Genomic DNA, 15,004 nt, shown 5'->3' on the forward strand with positions numbered 1-15,004 from the left:
CATCAAAATCTCGCTTCTCAGCGTCGTAAACGCCTCTTTTATGCTCAGCCTTCTTTTTTGCGATCGCCCTAAGTTTTTCTCATGTGTGGAATAACAGGGTTTTTTGATCCCGCTGGCCGTCTGGGTCGCGCTGAAGCTACTGAACGACTCGCAGCAATGGGTAAGGCGATCAGTTTCAGGGGACCAGACGCTGCAGATCAATGGGTACATGAAGGCTCGGTTGGTGAGGTCAGGCTAGGACTAGCTCACCGCCGTCTGTCGATTGTGGACCTCTCGCCTACGGGCGCCCAGCCAATGAAGTCCCACTGTGGACGCTTTGTAATCGCGTTCAACGGGGAAATTTACAATCACCAAGAGCTGAAGCGGGAGTTGGATCAGCGAGGTGGAAGAAGTTGGCGTGGTTCTTCCGACACTGAAGTGCTGCTTGAGCTATTGGCGGAAAAGGGTGTGCACGAGGCGCTCAACCTTTGCGATGGGATGTTTGCCTTCGCCTTGATCGACCGTAGCAAAGGAAAGCTGATACTCGCTCGCGATGCTTTCGGCGAAAAGCCGCTTTCATACGGAATTTGGGACGGCACTCTCCTATTCGGATCCGAACTTTCTGCTTTAAAAGCCTGGCCAGGTTTCGCGCCGCCTCAAGATCGATCGGCGCTCTCAGCGTATTTCGCCTACTCATGCATTCCCGCGCCAAAGACAATCTACGAGGGAATACTCAAACTTCCTCCGGGCCACACTCTTGAAATTTCCGCTGCAGACATCCACTCCCGACGGCTGCCCGAGGCAAAAGCATGGTTCGACCCAATTGAGCACGCGCTGGAGGCTCGCCGTCAGCCATTCCAGGGTGATTTCTCTGACGCCGTAAAAGCCACCCAGCAGGTTCTCTCCAGATCGGTAGCACGCCGTCAGGTCGCAGATGTTCCCCTCGGGGCCCTGCTATCCGGTGGTATAGACAGCACTTTAACTACCGCCTTGATGCAACAAACGTCTCACACTCCCGTCCAGACGTTCACGATCGGCTTTGAAGAGTCTGGTTATGATGAAAGTCCATATGCCGAAGCCGTAGCAGCTCATCTGGGAACGCAGCACCAAACTGCCATCTTGAACGAGTCGATCGTTCTCGATGCAATCCCAATGCTGGCGCGTCATTGCGACGAGCCATTCGCAGACTCATCGCTCGTCCCAACCTATTTGGTTTCACGAATGGCACGCCAGAACGTGAAGGTGGTTTTAACGGGCGACGGCGGTGATGAGATGTTTGCCGGCTACAACCGATATCTATTCGGTCCGAAACTTTGGGCACAGTTCTCAGCTATGCCCGCGTCAGTCAGGCGAGGACTTGCAACGACGCTTCAGTCAATTCCGCCACAAATGCTCACCGCATTTTTTGATCGTCTGCCTAAGACGCTTTCCGGTCAGTTGGGACAGGGGCGCGCAGGTGAACAACTTCATAAAGTTGCTCGCCTCCTAAAGGCAAGCGATCAAAATGGATTCGAGGATGCTCTGCTTCGGACGTGCGACCAGTCCGACATTTTGCGCACGGACGAAAAGTCAGAACTCAATGTATCCATAAATCAGAATCGCCTGAATGATCTGGATTTTTCAGAGATATTGATGATCAACGATCTCACCAACTATTTACACAATGATGTGCTTGCGAAAATAGATAGAGCAAGCATGGCCGTGAGCCTGGAAGCAAGAACGCCTTTTCTCAATAGGGAGGTCATGCAGCTTGCCTGGAGCATGCCCATGGCCCAAAAAGCCTCGGATGGAGTCGGAAAAAAGGTGCTACGGGAGTTGCTCAAAGAGTTCGTGCCAACGCACCTCATGGATCGACCAAAGGCAGGATTTGCTCTTCCCATCGGTCGCTGGTTGCGAGGCCCCCTGGCAGATTGGGCAGAGAGCCTTCTTAGCAAAGAATCCTTGGACAGATCCGACGCTCTGAACTCAAAGAAGGTTATGCAGGTCTGGTCCGAGCATCGGTCCGGTCGACGAGATCACGAGAGTCTTGTCTGGTCGATACTCATGTACCAATCATGGCGTGAAGACCCAATTTGACCGGGCTGACGAACGATCAAGGCGCAAGAAACAACTCCCGCGCTCAATCTGGACCGATTATTGCGTAGGCAACACTTCTTTGTTTCGACCGAACCGTCATCACAGATAACAAGCCTGCAATGTTACCTTACTGGGCCATTTTTATCCTGGCGTCGCTAGCTGCAATAGGCGCCAAGCCTCTTCGCCGGATACGGCGAGACGGCACTGTCCCCGTCAGGTTCAAACCGAGCTGGCTATTTGTCATATTCGCCATTACGCTTTTCGTAGGCCTGCGTTATCAGGTGGGCGGTGACTGGTATGCGTATGTCCGGATATTTGACCAGTCACAGTTTCTATCACCTGAAGAAGCCATTTCACGGGGCGATGCGGGATACTGGGCCCTAAATTACTTGGTGGGCCAGTCCGGTGGATCACTGGTTTGGGTGAATCTGGCAGCAGGGCTGCTATTTGCCGTCGGAACAACAATTTTCTGCCTGAGCCTGCCGCGCCCCTGGCTCGCTCTTGCCGCAGCCTTTCCTTACGTCATCATCGTTGTAGGCATGGGCTACGCGCGCCAAGGTGTTGCCTTGGGCTTCGTTATGACTGGTTTGGTCGCGCTCAGTCGAGAACGCTTCATCCGGTTTCTGGTCTGGGTCGCAATTGGCGCCCTTTTCCATAAGACAGCGATCGTCATGATCGCGCTTGGCGCGGCGTCGGTGAACAAAAATCGGTTTCTTTGGATCCCGATTATCGGCCTCGCCGGGGTCGGTGGCTACATGGTCTTCTTGGCAGATTATGCCGACCAGATGATTGCCGGCTACATTGGCGCAGACTACACTTCCTCAGGGGCGCTGATCAGAATATCGATGAACATGATCCCCGGCTTTCTATTCTTAATCTATAGAAAGCGCTTCGTCGTCTCTGAAGCGGCAAGTAAGTTCTGGACCGTGGCGGCGTTGCTTTCAAGCGCCCTGTTTGTAGCGATTTTTGCTGGCGTGCCTTCTACGGCTCTGGACAGGATGGCGCTTTACCTCCTGCCACTACAGTTGTTTGTATTTTCTCACCTGCCATATGTTCTCGGAAGGACTGGCCGACAGCAAACATCAGTGACCCTCGGCATCTTGGCCTACTACGCCATTGTACTATTTGTGTGGCTAAATTTCGCTGCTCACTCGCAATGGTGGATTCCCTATCGTATCTGGCCTGAAATAGCCTGAACTGCTCGCGTCAATGGCTGACGTTTCTCTGATCATTCGAGGATTTTTGGTACGCCCAACAGGATTCGAACCTGTGACCTACTGATTAAAAGTCAGTTGCTCTACCAACTGAGCTATGGGCGCGCCGAAGCGTGCTAACTAGTCGACTGCGGACCGCAGGTCAACGCGCTGCAACGCCCTAATTGCAGATGAAATTGCGCCACTTTTCTGCCGACTTGCTGGTGTCTTCTATGCGGCATGAGACAGGCCGCTTTTCTTGCCCTTTTTTCGACGTCGCTGATCCTGGCTGCCTGCGCCAGCAAACCGGCTGGCGAAGCCGTGTCGCAGACCCGTGCGGGCTTTACCGATGCGGCCCTTTCACCGCTTGAGGACCTCAATCTTCGCAAGGACGAAGTGCCGGAGGTCCTCGCGGCCATATCCAATCCATACAAGGTCGACCACACCGCATCCTGCGCGGACATTGCTGCAGAGATCGAGACCCTGGACGCGATCCTTCCACCAGACTGGGACGATGTGACCGAAGAGGAGCAGGCCACTCTGTCAGAGCGTGCCGCAGACACCGCTTCAGATGGGGTGCTTGGCGTGGTCGCGTCTGAAGCGCGCGGCCTGATCCCTTATCGCGGTTGGGTGAGACGCCTCAGCGGGGCCAACAGTCACGACAAGAAGCTGCGCGCAGCATTTGACCGCGGCCGCGCGCGCCGGACCTATCTGAAAGCGATTGGCCGTACCAAGAATTGCGAGGGGATCGCTGCGCCGGTCTTTGCTGAGGAAACTGAGCCACCCGTGGTCTACCGCGGTGACAAGCCGCTGAAGGCGCCGGCGCCTACCACGTCGTCACCTGCGCCGCCGCCACCCGCGACAGAGGCCCCAACACAGCCGCAGCAAGAGGGCCCCGTCGACCTCAGGCGTCCTTCGGCGCGCGCGCAGCCGACTTCGTTGCGGCCCACCGAAGACTGAGCTCTCTACGCAAGGCATCAAACCGGTTTTCTGCGATGGAGAGGCGTATCTCTGCCATCAGCGCCTGGAAGAAGGCGGTGTTGTGCCAAGAGAGGATCATGGAGCCGAGATATTCGCCGGACTTTATAAGATGATGCAGATAAGCCTTTGAATAATCCTGACTTGCAGGCGACGGCACTGCTTCGTCGATGGGTGACAAGTCCTCGGCAAACCGTGCATTCTTGAGGTTGATTGGCCCCTCCCATGTCCAGGCTTGACCGTGCCGTCCGGCGCGCGTCGGCAGGACACAATCGAACATGTCGATGCCGCGGGCGACACTCTCGACGAGATCGATCGGCTTGCCCACGCCCATTACATAGCGCGGCTTCTCATCCGGAAGGTGTGGGACCGTCATATCGATGGTCGCGCACATCTGATCATGCCCCTCCCCTACGGCTAGCCCGCCCAGCGCGATGCCGCCAAACCCCTGAGACACGACACCCTTGGCCGATTTCTCTCGGAGGTCGGGAAAGTTAGAGCCCTGAACGATGCCGAACAGCGTCTGGCTGTCCCGCTCCCCAAAGGCTTCAAGACTGCGTGCCCCCCAGTCCAGCGACAGGTTGAGGGAGCGCTCTGCCTCTTCATGCGTGCACGGAAAGTCTGTGCATTCGTCAAGTTGCATGGAGATGTCGGCACCCAGAAGGTCTGCCTGTATCTCGATACTCCGCGCCGGCGTCAGGCGATGTTCAGAGCCGTCAATATGACTTCTGAACGTCACGCCATCCGCGTCCATCTTGCGAAGTTGCGATAACGACCAGACCTGGAAGCCGCCGCTATCGGTCAGCATTGGGCCTTTCCAGCCCGAAAAGGAATGCAAACCGCCAAGCCGCTTCACCCGCTCTGCGCCCGGGCGCAGCATGAGGTGGTAGGTGTTACCGAGGATGATGTCGGCGCCAGCCTGTTCGACCTGATCCATATACATCGCCTTCACCGTCGCTGCCGTCCCGACTGGCATGAAGGCAGGTGTGCGAATATCGCCGTGCGGCGTTTTCAGGACACCGGTGCGGGCTTTGCCCTCGCGGGCCTTTATTTCAAACGGAAAAGTCGCCATGGCGGCGGCTCTAGCGATTATCGCCCACAAGGCAAGACTGACTGATCATGGCAGTAGCAGACAGGCATCCCCGTAAGAGTAGAAGCGGTACCCTTCTTTGATTGCGTGCGCATAGGCAGCCTGCATGATATCGGTCCCCATCAGGGCGCAGACCAGCATGAAAAGAGAGCTTTCCGGCAGGTGAAAATTGGTCACCAGCGCATCTGTGGCCTGTAGTCGGTCTCCCGGTTTAAGAAAGATGTCGGTCGGCCCGAGGGTGGGGATAATTTGTCCGCTCTCCGCGGAACTTTCCAGCGTACGCAGCGCCGTGGTGCCGACGGGAACGACGCGTCCACCTTTGCCGCGCACCGCGTTCAGCTTTTCGGCCACCTCAGGGCTGACTCGCCGCCATTCTTCATGCAGGCGCCCGCTTTCAAGCTGGCTTTCCTGCAACGGAGAGAACGTCCCAAGTCCGACATGCAGGCGCACCCATTCGCTGTGTATACCTGCGGCTGCGATCTCGTCCCGCAGGCGTGCCGTAAAATGCAGGCCCGCGGTCGGCGCCGCAACAGATTGCGCCTCATCACCGGCAAAGCTCGTCTGGTAGGTCTCGCGATCTTTCGCATCGGCCGCTCTGCGCCGCGCAATATAGGGCGGCAAGGGCATTGCGCCGAATGCGTCCAGCGCTTCATCAAGCGCGTCGCCTGACCTGTTAAAGACCAGCAACAGGTCCGCACCGTCGGCCTTCTCGCTGACGGTCGCCTCGAAGCTTTCCCCGAACATGATCGTATCGCCCGGCTTGAGGCGTTTACCCGGCCGGGCGAGCGCCCGCCAAGTGTCCGGACCTACACGTTCGACCAGATTGGCATCGACACCGACGTCAGCGCCCTTCTCATCTCGCGCTGGCCGAACGCCCTTCAACGCTGCCGGAATAACGCGAGTGTCATTGAAAACCAGCGTGTCGCCAGCTGATAGATAGCGCGGCAGGTCGCGTACGCCCGCATCCTCCAGCCGGCCATCGCCGTGCACCACAAGCAACCGCGCGGTATCCTGCGGCTCAACAGGCCGCAATGCGATCAGCTCTTCTGGAAGCTCGAAGGCAAAGGCGGATAGGTCCACCCTGCCCTCCTATTCTGCGACGACGGCCGGCACACGCATCACGTCGCAAATATCGGTATCGGTCTGGTCTGCTTCGGCGAGGCGCGCGGTCCATTCTTCAGTGTCGGTGCGCTGCACGAAGACCTGTGGCTGTTCACTCTCAGGCAGGTCGCTCACCATGTAGGCACGGGTCAGCTGGTCTGGACCGCTGATTGGCACACCTGTGCCAGCTGGGCCATGTTTGATCGCGCGCACAACGTCGAAGCCGTCCACCACGCGACCCCAGGCCGTATACTGCTTATCGAGGTGATCGCCCTGATGGCGCATGAGGAAGAACTGGCTGTTCGCAGAATTTGGATCGCTCGTCCGCGCGGTTGACACAACGCCAGCACAATGCGGGATCCAGCGTTCGACCGCGGCATCACCTGTGAGCTCAGCCAGGAACTGGGCCTGCGTCCTCATCGGGAAGCCCATATAGAGGCCTTGGGTCGCTGAATCCATTGGGCCGATAACATTCATCGGCATCTCGCTTGGACTGGCGCGGAAGGTGAACTCACCACTAATATTGGGAAGGCCGGAACCTTCGCCATTCATCGCCATGATGTCGCCGCCCTGCGCCATGAAGTCGTCGATGACGCGGTGGAAGACAGTGCCGTCCCACTTGCCTTCGCTCGCAATGGTACGGAACTGTTGGGCGTGCGCCGGCGCCACCTCTGGCAGCATTTCAATAATGATACGTCCCTTGGAGGTCTCCATGACCATCAGGTTCTCGGGATCGGCTAGTCGCCAGGCATCCGGCGACGCCTCGACATCCTGCACTGTGTAGACCGGGGGCTCAGGCGCCTCCGTTGTCCCCTGCGCACAGGCAGTTGCGCCCGCCATGCCTGCAAGAACCAGCGTGCTCACCGCAAATGTCGAAAATCTCACTTATACTTCTCCAGAAGCTTGGCCCGCACGCTTGGCGTGACGAACGATGAAATATCGCCTCCGAATTTCGCAATTTCCTTCACGAGACGCGAAGCCACAGCCTGATGCTGAACATCCGCCATAAGGAAGACGGTTTCAATCTCGCGGTTCAGCTGCTCGTTCATCGCGGTCATCTGAAATTCGTACTCAAAGTCCGAAACAGCGCGCAGCCCGCGGATGATAACGTGCGCGCCACAGGTTTCAGCAAAATGCATAAGCAGATTGTCGAACGAGCGGACTTCGATCTCAACATTCCGGGGATTATGCAGCTTAGCTGTCTCTTCCTCGACGATGGCAGTGCGCTCATCTAGCGAGAAGAGCGGCTTCTTCGCCTCATTCACGGCAACGCCGACGATCAGCTTGTCGACCAGTTTCAGCCCTCGGCCGATAATATCGAGATGTCCCGCAGTAATGGGGTCGAACGTCCCCGGATAAAGCCCGACACGTTGCATGGACACTCTCCTCGCCTTGTAATCTTTCTGGCGTCGCCCCCGGGCGGGGCTGACTTATTCTTCCTCTGTATCGTCTTCGCCGTCTTCTACAAGGCGTGCTACAGAGACAACCCGCTCACCCTCATTCGTGCGAAGCACCCAGACGCCCGACGTCGCGCGGCCTGCGATACGGATCTGGTCGACGCGCGTGCGGATCAGTTGCCCCGCATTTGTCACCAGCATGACCTGGTCATTGTCGTCGACGGTGAAGGACTGCGCGATCTGTTTAACCGGCCCCTTCTTCTTGTCAGCGCCCCAGATATTATGCGCGACAAGGCCTTTGCCGCCGCGGCCCGTGACCCGGTAGTCATAGGAAGACGAACGCTTGCCCATGCCATCATCGGCGACCGTCAGGATGAATTCTTCGGCTGCACCCATCTCTGCTATACGCTCCGGGCTCAGCGAGACATCGTCCTCGCCGCCATCGTCCTCATCGTCAGCAATGGCTTCGTCCTCATCGACCTCTTCGCCGGAGATGGCGCGCATCTTTGCGATCTCGTGTTTGCGATAGGCACGGGACTCTCCGGACGTGAAATCGATATGGTGCAGGATACCAAGCGAGATCACCTCATCGCCCTTGTCCAGACGGATGCCTCGTACACCGGTCGAATTACGGCCCGCAAAGACACGAACATCGTCGACACGGAAACGGATACACTTGCCCAGAACAGTGGTGAGCATGACATCATTCATGTCGGAACAGATCTTCACCGACACGATGCCATCGCCCTCGTCGAGCTTCATGGCAATCTTGCCGTTGCGGTTCACCCGCGTGAAATCGGACAGCTTGTTACGGCGCACATTACCCGACCGCGTCGCGAACATGAGGTCGAGTTCCTCGCGCGCTGCCTCGTCATCCGGCAACGGCATGACGCTCTCGATACGCTCATCCTTTGACAGCGGGAAGATGTTCACCAGCGCCTTGCCGCGCGCCTGCGGAGACCCGATTGGCAAACGCCACACCTTCTCCTTGTAGACCATGCCTTCAGAGCTGAAGAACAGGATCTCGGTGTGCGTATTGGCCGTAAACAGCCGCGTGACGAAATCCTCGTCTTTCATCGACATGCCAGAGCGGCCTTTGCCGCCGCGATGCTGTGTGCGGTAGGTGGAAAGCGGCACACGCTTCACATAACCGCCATGCGTCACGGTCACGACCATGTCTTCCCGCTCGATCAGGTCTTCATCATCGAGATCGGCATCGACGAAAGTGAATTCCGACCGGCGCGGCACAGCGAACTTCTCTTTCACTTCGCGAAGCTCAGCGCGGATAATGTCGAGGATACGCGGGCGCGAACGCAGGATGTCTAGAAAATCGGCGATCTTGTCGGACAGGCCTCTGGCTTCATTGCCGATCTCGTCTCGGCCAAGTCCGGTAAGGCGCGACAGCTGAAGTGCGAGGATGGAGCGGGCCTGCTCATCGGAAAGATAGATCGTGTCACCCTCAGCGCGGCGTGTCCGCTTGTCAGCAATCAGGTCGATCAGCGGCCCCATATCCATCATCGGCCAAGCCTTGGAGAGCAACTGCTCGCGCGCCGAATTAGGGTCCGGCGCGTTCCGGATAATGCGGATAACCTCGTCGATATTGGCAACGGCCAGCGCAAGACCGACCAAGACGTGCGCGCGATCGCGCGCCTTGTTCAGCTCGAACTTGGTGCGCCGGGCGACCACTTCCTCGCGGAACTGGATGAAGGCTTGCAAAACAGCGCGCAGGTTCAGCTGCTCAGGTCGCCCGCCATTCAGTGCCAGCATGTTGACCGGGAAAGAGGTCTGCAGCGGCGAGAAGCGGAAGAGCTGGTTCAGCACGACTTCGGCGCTCGCATCCTTCTTGATCTCGATGACGACGCGAATGCCGTGGCGGTCGGATTCATCACGCAGGTCAGCGATGCCTTCGATACGCTTGTCACGCACCAGCTCGGCAATCTTCTGGACCATTGAAGCCTTGTTCACCTGGTACGGGATCTCGGAAACAATGATCGCCTGGCGGCCTGACTTGACCTCTTCGATCTCCGTTCGCGCCCGCATCAGGACAGAGCCGCGCCCTTCGAGCAACGCCTTGCGCGAACCGGCATAGCCAAGGATCAGACCACCCGTCGGAAAATCCGGGCCGGGCACGATCTCAAGCAGAGCTTCGTCGTCAATCCCTGGCTCATCGATCATGGCCAGCGTCGCATCGACGACCTCACCCAGATTGTGCGGCGGGATGTTGGTCGCCATACCGACAGCGATACCGCCGCCACCGTTCACCAGAAGGTTCGGGTACTGCGCAGGCAGCACCATCGGCTCCTGCTGGACACCGTCATACGTATCCTGGAACTGGACCGTGTCCTTGTCGATGTCGGCGAGCAGATATTGCGCTGCCTTGGTCATCCGCGATTCGGTATAACGCATCGCAGCTGGCGGATCATTGTCGATCGAGCCGAAATTGCCCTGCCCGTCGACCAGTGTCAGACCCATGGAGAAAGGCTGCGCCATGCGCACAAGTGCATCATAGATCGCGCTGTCGCCATGCGGGTGGAAGTTACCCATCACGGCACCGACAATGTTGGCGGACTTCTTGTACGCCTTGTCCGGCGTATTGCCGTTGACATGCATCGCGTAAAGAATGCGCCGATGCACCGGCTTCAGGCCATCGCGAACATCGGGCAGCGCGCGGCTGACGATTACGCTCATGGCATAATCGAGATAGGACCGCTTTAGCTCATCCTCGATATCGACCGGATCGATACCATCCTCGTACGGGGTTTCTGGCGTTTCCGGCTCGTCCGGCGGAGTGGTCTCGTCGCTCACGGGCTTTAGCCTCTTTGTCTACTTTGCGCGCGGCGTCGAATCGCCCGCGATCACTTGCTGTCAGACTAGCAAACGCGGGCTGACGACACAAACTGGAGCGCCGCTTTTCAGCAGCGCTCCCCTTTGGCGAACAAGAGGCGTCAAAGCCTTGAAATTAAAGGAGGTCACCACCCGCTGCGGCGGCCGTGGTGCCATCCTTCTTGAAGGCACGGATAACGTTCTTGCCGGTGATCCACTTGTGGACCTCATCCGGGCCGTCAACGAGGCGTTGTGAGCGGATATGCGTGTACCAGGCAGCAAGCGGCGTATCGAGCGAATAGCCGAGCGCGCCATGCAGCTGGATGGCCGTGTCGACCACCTTGTGAACCATGTTTGCGAGGAAGACCTTGGCGATGCCGTTCTCCTGGCGAAGGTCCATGCCGTTCTCGGCCTTGTAGGCGATGTGCATCAGCATGAGACGCGCGATGTAAAGCTGGCTGGCGCACTCTGCCAGCATGAACTGGACGCCCTGACGGTCTTCCAGGCCCTTCCCGAAGGTCGTCCGGCTGGTGACGCGCTCAGTTGCGAGGTCCAGCGCCCGCTGCGCCATGGCGACATTGTGCATGCCGTGGCGCAGGCGCCCATAAGCGAGCCTGTGCTGACCCATGGCGAAGCCCTTGCCTTCGCCGCCGAGCAGATTTTCCTGCGGCACGCGAAGGTTCTCGATCTTCACCTCGGCATGACCACCGCCCATGATCTCATAGAGCGGCCCATGCACGGCCATGGTCGGGATATCGCGGACGATATTGTAGCCTTCGTTGGGCAGCTCGACGATGAAGGTGGAGAACTGCTCATGGCGCGGGGCTTCCGGATTGGTCTTCGCCATGACAACGGCGATGTCGGCGACACTCGCGGCAGACGAATACCACTTCTCACCGTTCAGAACGTAATGGCTGTTGCCGTCCTTCTCAGCGCGCGTCTGCATCCCCGTCGCGTCAGCACCCGCAGCCTTTTCCGTCATTGAATAGCAGACGCGCTTTTCACCGTTCAGGATCGGCTTGAGGAATTTCTCTTTCTGATAGTCGGTGCCGTGCGCGAGCAGCGTCAGCATGGTGGCATCGTCAGGCCCTTGCGAGTTCATCGACAGCGCGCCGAGATGGCTCTGTCCAAGCTCCATCTGAACCAGGGCGTTAGCCAGTGGGCCAAGGCCCATACCGCCATGTTCTTCTGGGATGAAGGGCAGCCACAGGCCTTGACTACGCGCCTTGGCGCGCAACTCGTTCAGGACCGTCTTGTAGTCCTCGCCGTCGGTCAGACGCTTCTCTGCCGGGATACACTCATCCTGCACCCACTGACGCACTTTTTCGCGGACCTTTTTTGCGTCTTCCGGAATGGTGAAATCGATAGCCATGTATTCTCTCCCTGATCGTTATCTGGAGACAGGCTAGGCAGGAATTATCAGGCTGCACAGGCCTGCCGCCGCGTCGCTCCGCCTAGCTACGGCCAAGAATTCTCCGCTCACGCGCCCCAGCTTTGCCAATGCTTCGCGCCAGCCTATTGTTACAGCGATGGGTAGAGAGGAATTCGTAGATGAAACTGACACCGACGCGCCGCCAGTCGCTTCAATGGCTCGGCGCAGGCCTGGCCGCAGCTTGCGCCGCCCGGCCCGCGAACAGTGAGCAGCCCCAAGCGACAAATGGCTGGCGCGATGGTCCATCGCTGCCCTTCCCCGTTCAGGAAATCTATCCCTGCCTGCATGCTGGACGCATCCACCTCGCGGGCGGGTTCATTGCCGAAGATGGCCACATCACCGGCCCCACGAGCGCTCACCACGCACTCGACTTTGAAACCGGAGAATGGACGCCGCTCGCTGACCTGCCCGTCGCCAGACACCACCCCCAACTCATCAGCCTGAACAATGCACTCTACTGCATTGGCGGGTTTGAATCCGGGCCGAAGGGCGGCTGGCAAATGCAGCATACAGCCTGGCGCTATGATGCCGCTGGCGATGTCTGGCTTCCGGCGCCTTCCCTGCCCGTCGTGAACGGCGAAAGCAGCGGCGGCATCATCCGCGGAAAGCTGTATCTTGCAGGCGGACGCCAGCCTTCAGGCACCCGCAATCTCGACTGGAACGACCATACCGATGTCGGAACGCTGCTCTGCTTTAACGGCGCGCACTGGGAAGAGCTTGCGCCGATGCCGACCGCCCGCAACAGCGCTATTTCCGGTGTGATTGATGGACGGCTTCATGTCGTCGCTGGCCGCACCGTGGAAGGTGGAAATACGACCGTTCATGAAGTCTATGATCCTGGAACCGATCGCTGGGAAACACTCGCCCCCATGCCTCGCGCTCAGGGCGGCCTTGCCAGCGGCATCGTCGACGGCAAACTCTACACCTTCGGCGGCGAATGGTTTGAGAATGGAGGCGGGGTCTATGAAGACGCATGGGTGTACAATCCACGCTCTGACCAATGGTCGGCCATCAAGGATATGCCCAAGCCCCGGCATGGACTGGGCGGCGTAACCGTCGGCAACGACATCTATCTAATCGGCGGTGCGCTGGAGCGTGGCGGCAGTCGCACAAGCGCTGCGGTGGAGATTTACACGCCTTGACGCAGCGACCGCCTCGCGCAATGAGCGCCCATGTCCGATGCACCTGAAACCGAAGCCGAAGCCGCCGTCGTTCCCCACAAATGGTACGAAGACGTACAGGCACTGATCCTTGGCACGCTGTTGCTAAGCTTTGGCGTCATTCTCTACAGCGAAGCCATGCTGATCACCGGCGGCGTTGCAGGTACTAGCCTCCTTGTCGAATTCGGCACATCACTAACCTTTGGCCCGGTCTTCTTCGTTCTCAACCTGCCCTTCTTCGCCCTTTCCATCCTGCGCATGGGGTGGGGTTTTACGCTCCGGACATTCGCGTCGGTGGCGCTTGTTTCGTTACAGACGCGCCTGCTTCCGCTTTGGGTAGACTTCAGCTTTCTCGCGCCGGCCTTCGCTGCTGTCGCTGGCGCTGCGATGATGGGGGTGGGCCTTGTCGTCCTGCTGCGCCATCGCGCGGGAATTGGCGGTGTGACAATCCTCTCCCAGTTCCTTCAGGACCGGGGCATCATTCGCGCCGGCCTGTTCCAGCTGATCATCGACCTGATTATCCTCGTCATTGCGCTTTTCATGCTGCCGCTAAAGCTTGTTGCGCTATCGATCGTTGGCGCGTTCGTGCTGAACCTGACCGTCGCGATCAATCACCGCCCCGGCCGCTATCGCGGGATGAGCTAAGCCTGCCTAAGTCTGGAATTCGCTCAAATGGATGAAATAGAGATCGCCGAGCACAATCCCGATTGGCCTGCGGCTTTCCAGCGCGAGCGCCAACGGATCCTTTCTGCACTTGCGGACCCTCCTATCATCGACATTGTGCATTTCGGAAGCACTGCGATCAAAGGGATGCCCGCCAAACCCATCATCGACATGCTACTCATCGTGCCGGACCTCAATTCAGCAAAAGCGGCGTTACCCGCAAAACTGGAAAGACTTGGCTACGACTATTGGGCCGACAATCCGAAGACAGACCGCCTCTTCTTCGTGCGGGGCATGCCGCCTCGAGGCGAGAAGCGAACACATCACATACATGTCTGCGAACCCGGCAGCGACCTCCATGGTCGCTTGGCCTTCATCGACTATCTTTACGCACACCCTGAAGAGGCCGAAGCCTACGCCCGTCTCAAGCGAAAGCTTGCTAAAACCTATGGCAATGACAGGGAAGCCTATACGCAGGCAAAAAGCGACTTCATCGATCGCGTCATGACGGTCGCCAGACCGGACAAGCCCCAGTAGCGCCTATTGAGTGCTGCCGGTTTCTTTGTCCACAGGCCTGGGTCGCAAATCACTCATCTCGATGTGCCATTTGCGCTCTTCGGTTGACGCACCCGGGACATCGTTGACGCGGCTAAGCAGGAGCGGGCCTTCCATCCGGTAAGCATCGCCATTTTCAAGTTCACCCGTCATGGTCACGGGCACTTCGTAATAGAGCGTTCCAGCCGTGCCTTCCTGCCGCGCTTCACCAAAGCCGATATCGATTGTCCGATACTTGCTGAAAGCGACCTCAAACTCTTCAGCGTCGAGGCCACTGGCCATGCCGCTTTCGCCCCAGGACAGGCGGGCCTTTTCCCAATCGCGCGCTTCGAGTGCGCTGGCCCAACGTTGCGCGATATCAGCAGGGTCTCCAGCATCAACCGGAGGCATCGACGCATCGACAGGCTGGTTTCGCCCGGCAAGCGTCGTGTCATCCTCGATCGCGTTGTCGACGAGCGAATTGGCATCGCTTCCCATGCGCGCTTCTTCTCGCGGGACGCCACCTGCGTCCGCACCCTGTCCCTCGGGACCACAGCCAGTCACTGCCATGCAGACAA

General features: G+C 58.4%; 13 protein-coding genes and 1 tRNA gene. 6 read left to right on the forward strand and 8 right to left on the reverse strand.

The features are described from left to right. Positions 1 to 81 precede the first annotated feature (81 nt). Together asnB and O4G74_RS07640 are read left to right on the forward strand one after the other, a co-directional pair. Positions 82 to 2,055, forward strand: a complete 1,974-nt coding sequence (asnB, locus tag O4G74_RS07635) for an asparagine synthase (glutamine-hydrolyzing) (protein ID WP_269402043.1) — start codon at positions 82 to 84, stop codon at positions 2,053 to 2,055. 119 nt (positions 2,056 to 2,174) lie between these two features. Continuing rightward, complete coding sequence (locus O4G74_RS07640) at positions 2,175 to 3,251, forward strand: EpsG family protein (RefSeq protein WP_269402044.1); 1,077 nt, start codon at positions 2,175 to 2,177, stop codon at positions 3,249 to 3,251. A gap of 47 nt (positions 3,252 to 3,298) precedes the next feature. Here O4G74_RS07640 and O4G74_RS07645 read toward each other — a convergent pair. Further along, positions 3,299 to 3,374: transfer RNA gene (locus O4G74_RS07645), tRNA-Lys, on the reverse strand. 114 nt (positions 3,375 to 3,488) lie between these two features. On the opposite strand from O4G74_RS07645, the gene O4G74_RS07650 reads away from it, so the two are divergent. Next, complete coding sequence (locus O4G74_RS07650; RefSeq protein ID WP_269402045.1) at positions 3,489 to 4,208, forward strand: hypothetical protein; 720 nt, start codon at positions 3,489 to 3,491, stop codon at positions 4,206 to 4,208. On the opposite strand, the gene tgt is transcribed toward O4G74_RS07650, so the two are convergent. From tgt to O4G74_RS07680, 6 genes are all read right to left on the reverse strand, one after another. Further along, positions 4,153 to 5,298: a tRNA guanosine(34) transglycosylase Tgt gene (tgt, locus tag O4G74_RS07655; RefSeq protein ID WP_269402046.1), complete on the reverse strand. Its 1,146-nt coding sequence runs from the start codon at positions 5,296 to 5,298 to the stop codon at positions 4,153 to 4,155. The genes O4G74_RS07650 and tgt overlap by 56 nt on opposite strands. A 45-nt stretch (positions 5,299 to 5,343) precedes the next feature. Continuing rightward, complete coding sequence (gene queA, locus O4G74_RS07660; protein WP_269402047.1) at positions 5,344 to 6,396, reverse strand: tRNA preQ1(34) S-adenosylmethionine ribosyltransferase-isomerase QueA; 1,053 nt, start codon at positions 6,394 to 6,396, stop codon at positions 5,344 to 5,346. Between the two features lie 9 nt (positions 6,397 to 6,405). Continuing rightward, a complete protein-coding gene (locus O4G74_RS07665) occupies positions 6,406 to 7,302 on the reverse strand; it encodes a peptidylprolyl isomerase (RefSeq protein ID WP_269402048.1) in 897 nt (298 codons plus the stop codon). Continuing rightward, positions 7,299 to 7,793 (reverse strand): pantetheine-phosphate adenylyltransferase, encoded by a 495-nt coding sequence (gene coaD / locus O4G74_RS07670; protein ID WP_269402049.1) that lies wholly within the window; start codon positions 7,791 to 7,793, stop codon positions 7,299 to 7,301. Before coaD ends, O4G74_RS07665 begins: the two co-directional genes overlap by 4 nt. Before the next feature lie 54 nt (positions 7,794 to 7,847). Further along, positions 7,848 to 10,619, reverse strand: a complete 2,772-nt coding sequence (gyrA, locus tag O4G74_RS07675) for a DNA gyrase subunit A (RefSeq protein WP_269402050.1) — start codon at positions 10,617 to 10,619, stop codon at positions 7,848 to 7,850. A gap of 154 nt (positions 10,620 to 10,773) precedes the next feature. Continuing rightward, positions 10,774 to 12,009 (reverse strand): acyl-CoA dehydrogenase family protein, encoded by a 1,236-nt coding sequence (locus tag O4G74_RS07680; RefSeq protein ID WP_269402051.1) that lies wholly within the window; start codon positions 12,007 to 12,009, stop codon positions 10,774 to 10,776. A gap of 179 nt (positions 12,010 to 12,188) precedes the next feature. On the opposite strand from O4G74_RS07680, the gene O4G74_RS07685 reads away from it, so the two are divergent. The 3 genes from O4G74_RS07685 to O4G74_RS07695 are packed head-to-tail and all read left to right on the forward strand — an operon-like array spanning position 12,189 to position 14,429. Further along, positions 12,189 to 13,211, forward strand: coding sequence for a Kelch repeat-containing protein (locus O4G74_RS07685; protein WP_269402052.1), 1,023 nt, complete (start codon positions 12,189 to 12,191; stop codon positions 13,209 to 13,211). A gap of 30 nt (positions 13,212 to 13,241) precedes the next feature. After that, on the forward strand, positions 13,242 to 13,874 hold the full coding sequence (locus O4G74_RS07690) for a YitT family protein (protein WP_269402053.1): 633 nt from the start codon (positions 13,242 to 13,244) through the stop codon (positions 13,872 to 13,874). A 27-nt stretch (positions 13,875 to 13,901) separates the two neighbouring features. Further along, on the forward strand, positions 13,902 to 14,429 hold the full coding sequence (locus tag O4G74_RS07695; RefSeq protein WP_269402054.1) for a GrpB family protein: 528 nt from the start codon (positions 13,902 to 13,904) through the stop codon (positions 14,427 to 14,429). Positions 14,430 to 14,432: 3 nt separating this feature from the next. On the opposite strand, the gene O4G74_RS07700 is transcribed toward O4G74_RS07695, so the two are convergent. Then, entirely contained in the window at positions 14,433 to 14,924 is a 492-nt protein-coding gene (locus O4G74_RS07700; RefSeq protein ID WP_269402055.1) for a hypothetical protein, read from the reverse strand. Positions 14,925 to 15,004: the final 80 nt, after the last annotated feature.

Origin of the sequence: Henriciella marina (assembly GCF_027213945.1) — a bacterium.
In the GTDB taxonomy this organism is placed as follows: Bacteria; Pseudomonadota; Alphaproteobacteria; order Caulobacterales; family Hyphomonadaceae; genus Henriciella; species Henriciella marina_A.

Bases quoted from the DNA above. Each gene is read 5' to 3' on its own strand.
- O4G74_RS07650 (WP_269402045.1), top strand. From the start codon at position 3,489: ATGAGACAGGCCGCTTTTCTTGCCCTTTTTTCGACGTCGCTGATCCTG.
- O4G74_RS07685 (WP_269402052.1), top strand. From the start codon at position 12,189: ATGAAACTGACACCGACGCGCCGCCAGTCGCTTCAATGGCTCGGCGCA.
- coaD (WP_269402049.1), bottom strand. From the start codon at position 7,793: ATGCAACGTGTCGGGCTTTATCCGGGGACGTTCGACCCCATTACTGCG.
- O4G74_RS07680 (WP_269402051.1), bottom strand. From the start codon at position 12,009: ATGGCTATCGATTTCACCATTCCGGAAGACGCAAAAAAGGTCCGCGAA.
- O4G74_RS07700 (WP_269402055.1), bottom strand. From the start codon at position 14,924: ATGGGAAGCGATGCCAATTCGCTCGTCGACAACGCGATCGAGGATGAC.
- asnB (WP_269402043.1), top strand. From the start codon at position 82: ATGTGTGGAATAACAGGGTTTTTTGATCCCGCTGGCCGTCTGGGTCGC.
- O4G74_RS07690 (WP_269402053.1), top strand. From the start codon at position 13,242: ATGTCCGATGCACCTGAAACCGAAGCCGAAGCCGCCGTCGTTCCCCAC.
- O4G74_RS07640 (WP_269402044.1), top strand. From the start codon at position 2,175: ATGTTACCTTACTGGGCCATTTTTATCCTGGCGTCGCTAGCTGCAATA.
- tgt (WP_269402046.1), bottom strand. From the start codon at position 5,298: ATGGCGACTTTTCCGTTTGAAATAAAGGCCCGCGAGGGCAAAGCCCGC.
- O4G74_RS07695 (WP_269402054.1), top strand. From the start codon at position 13,902: ATGGATGAAATAGAGATCGCCGAGCACAATCCCGATTGGCCTGCGGCT.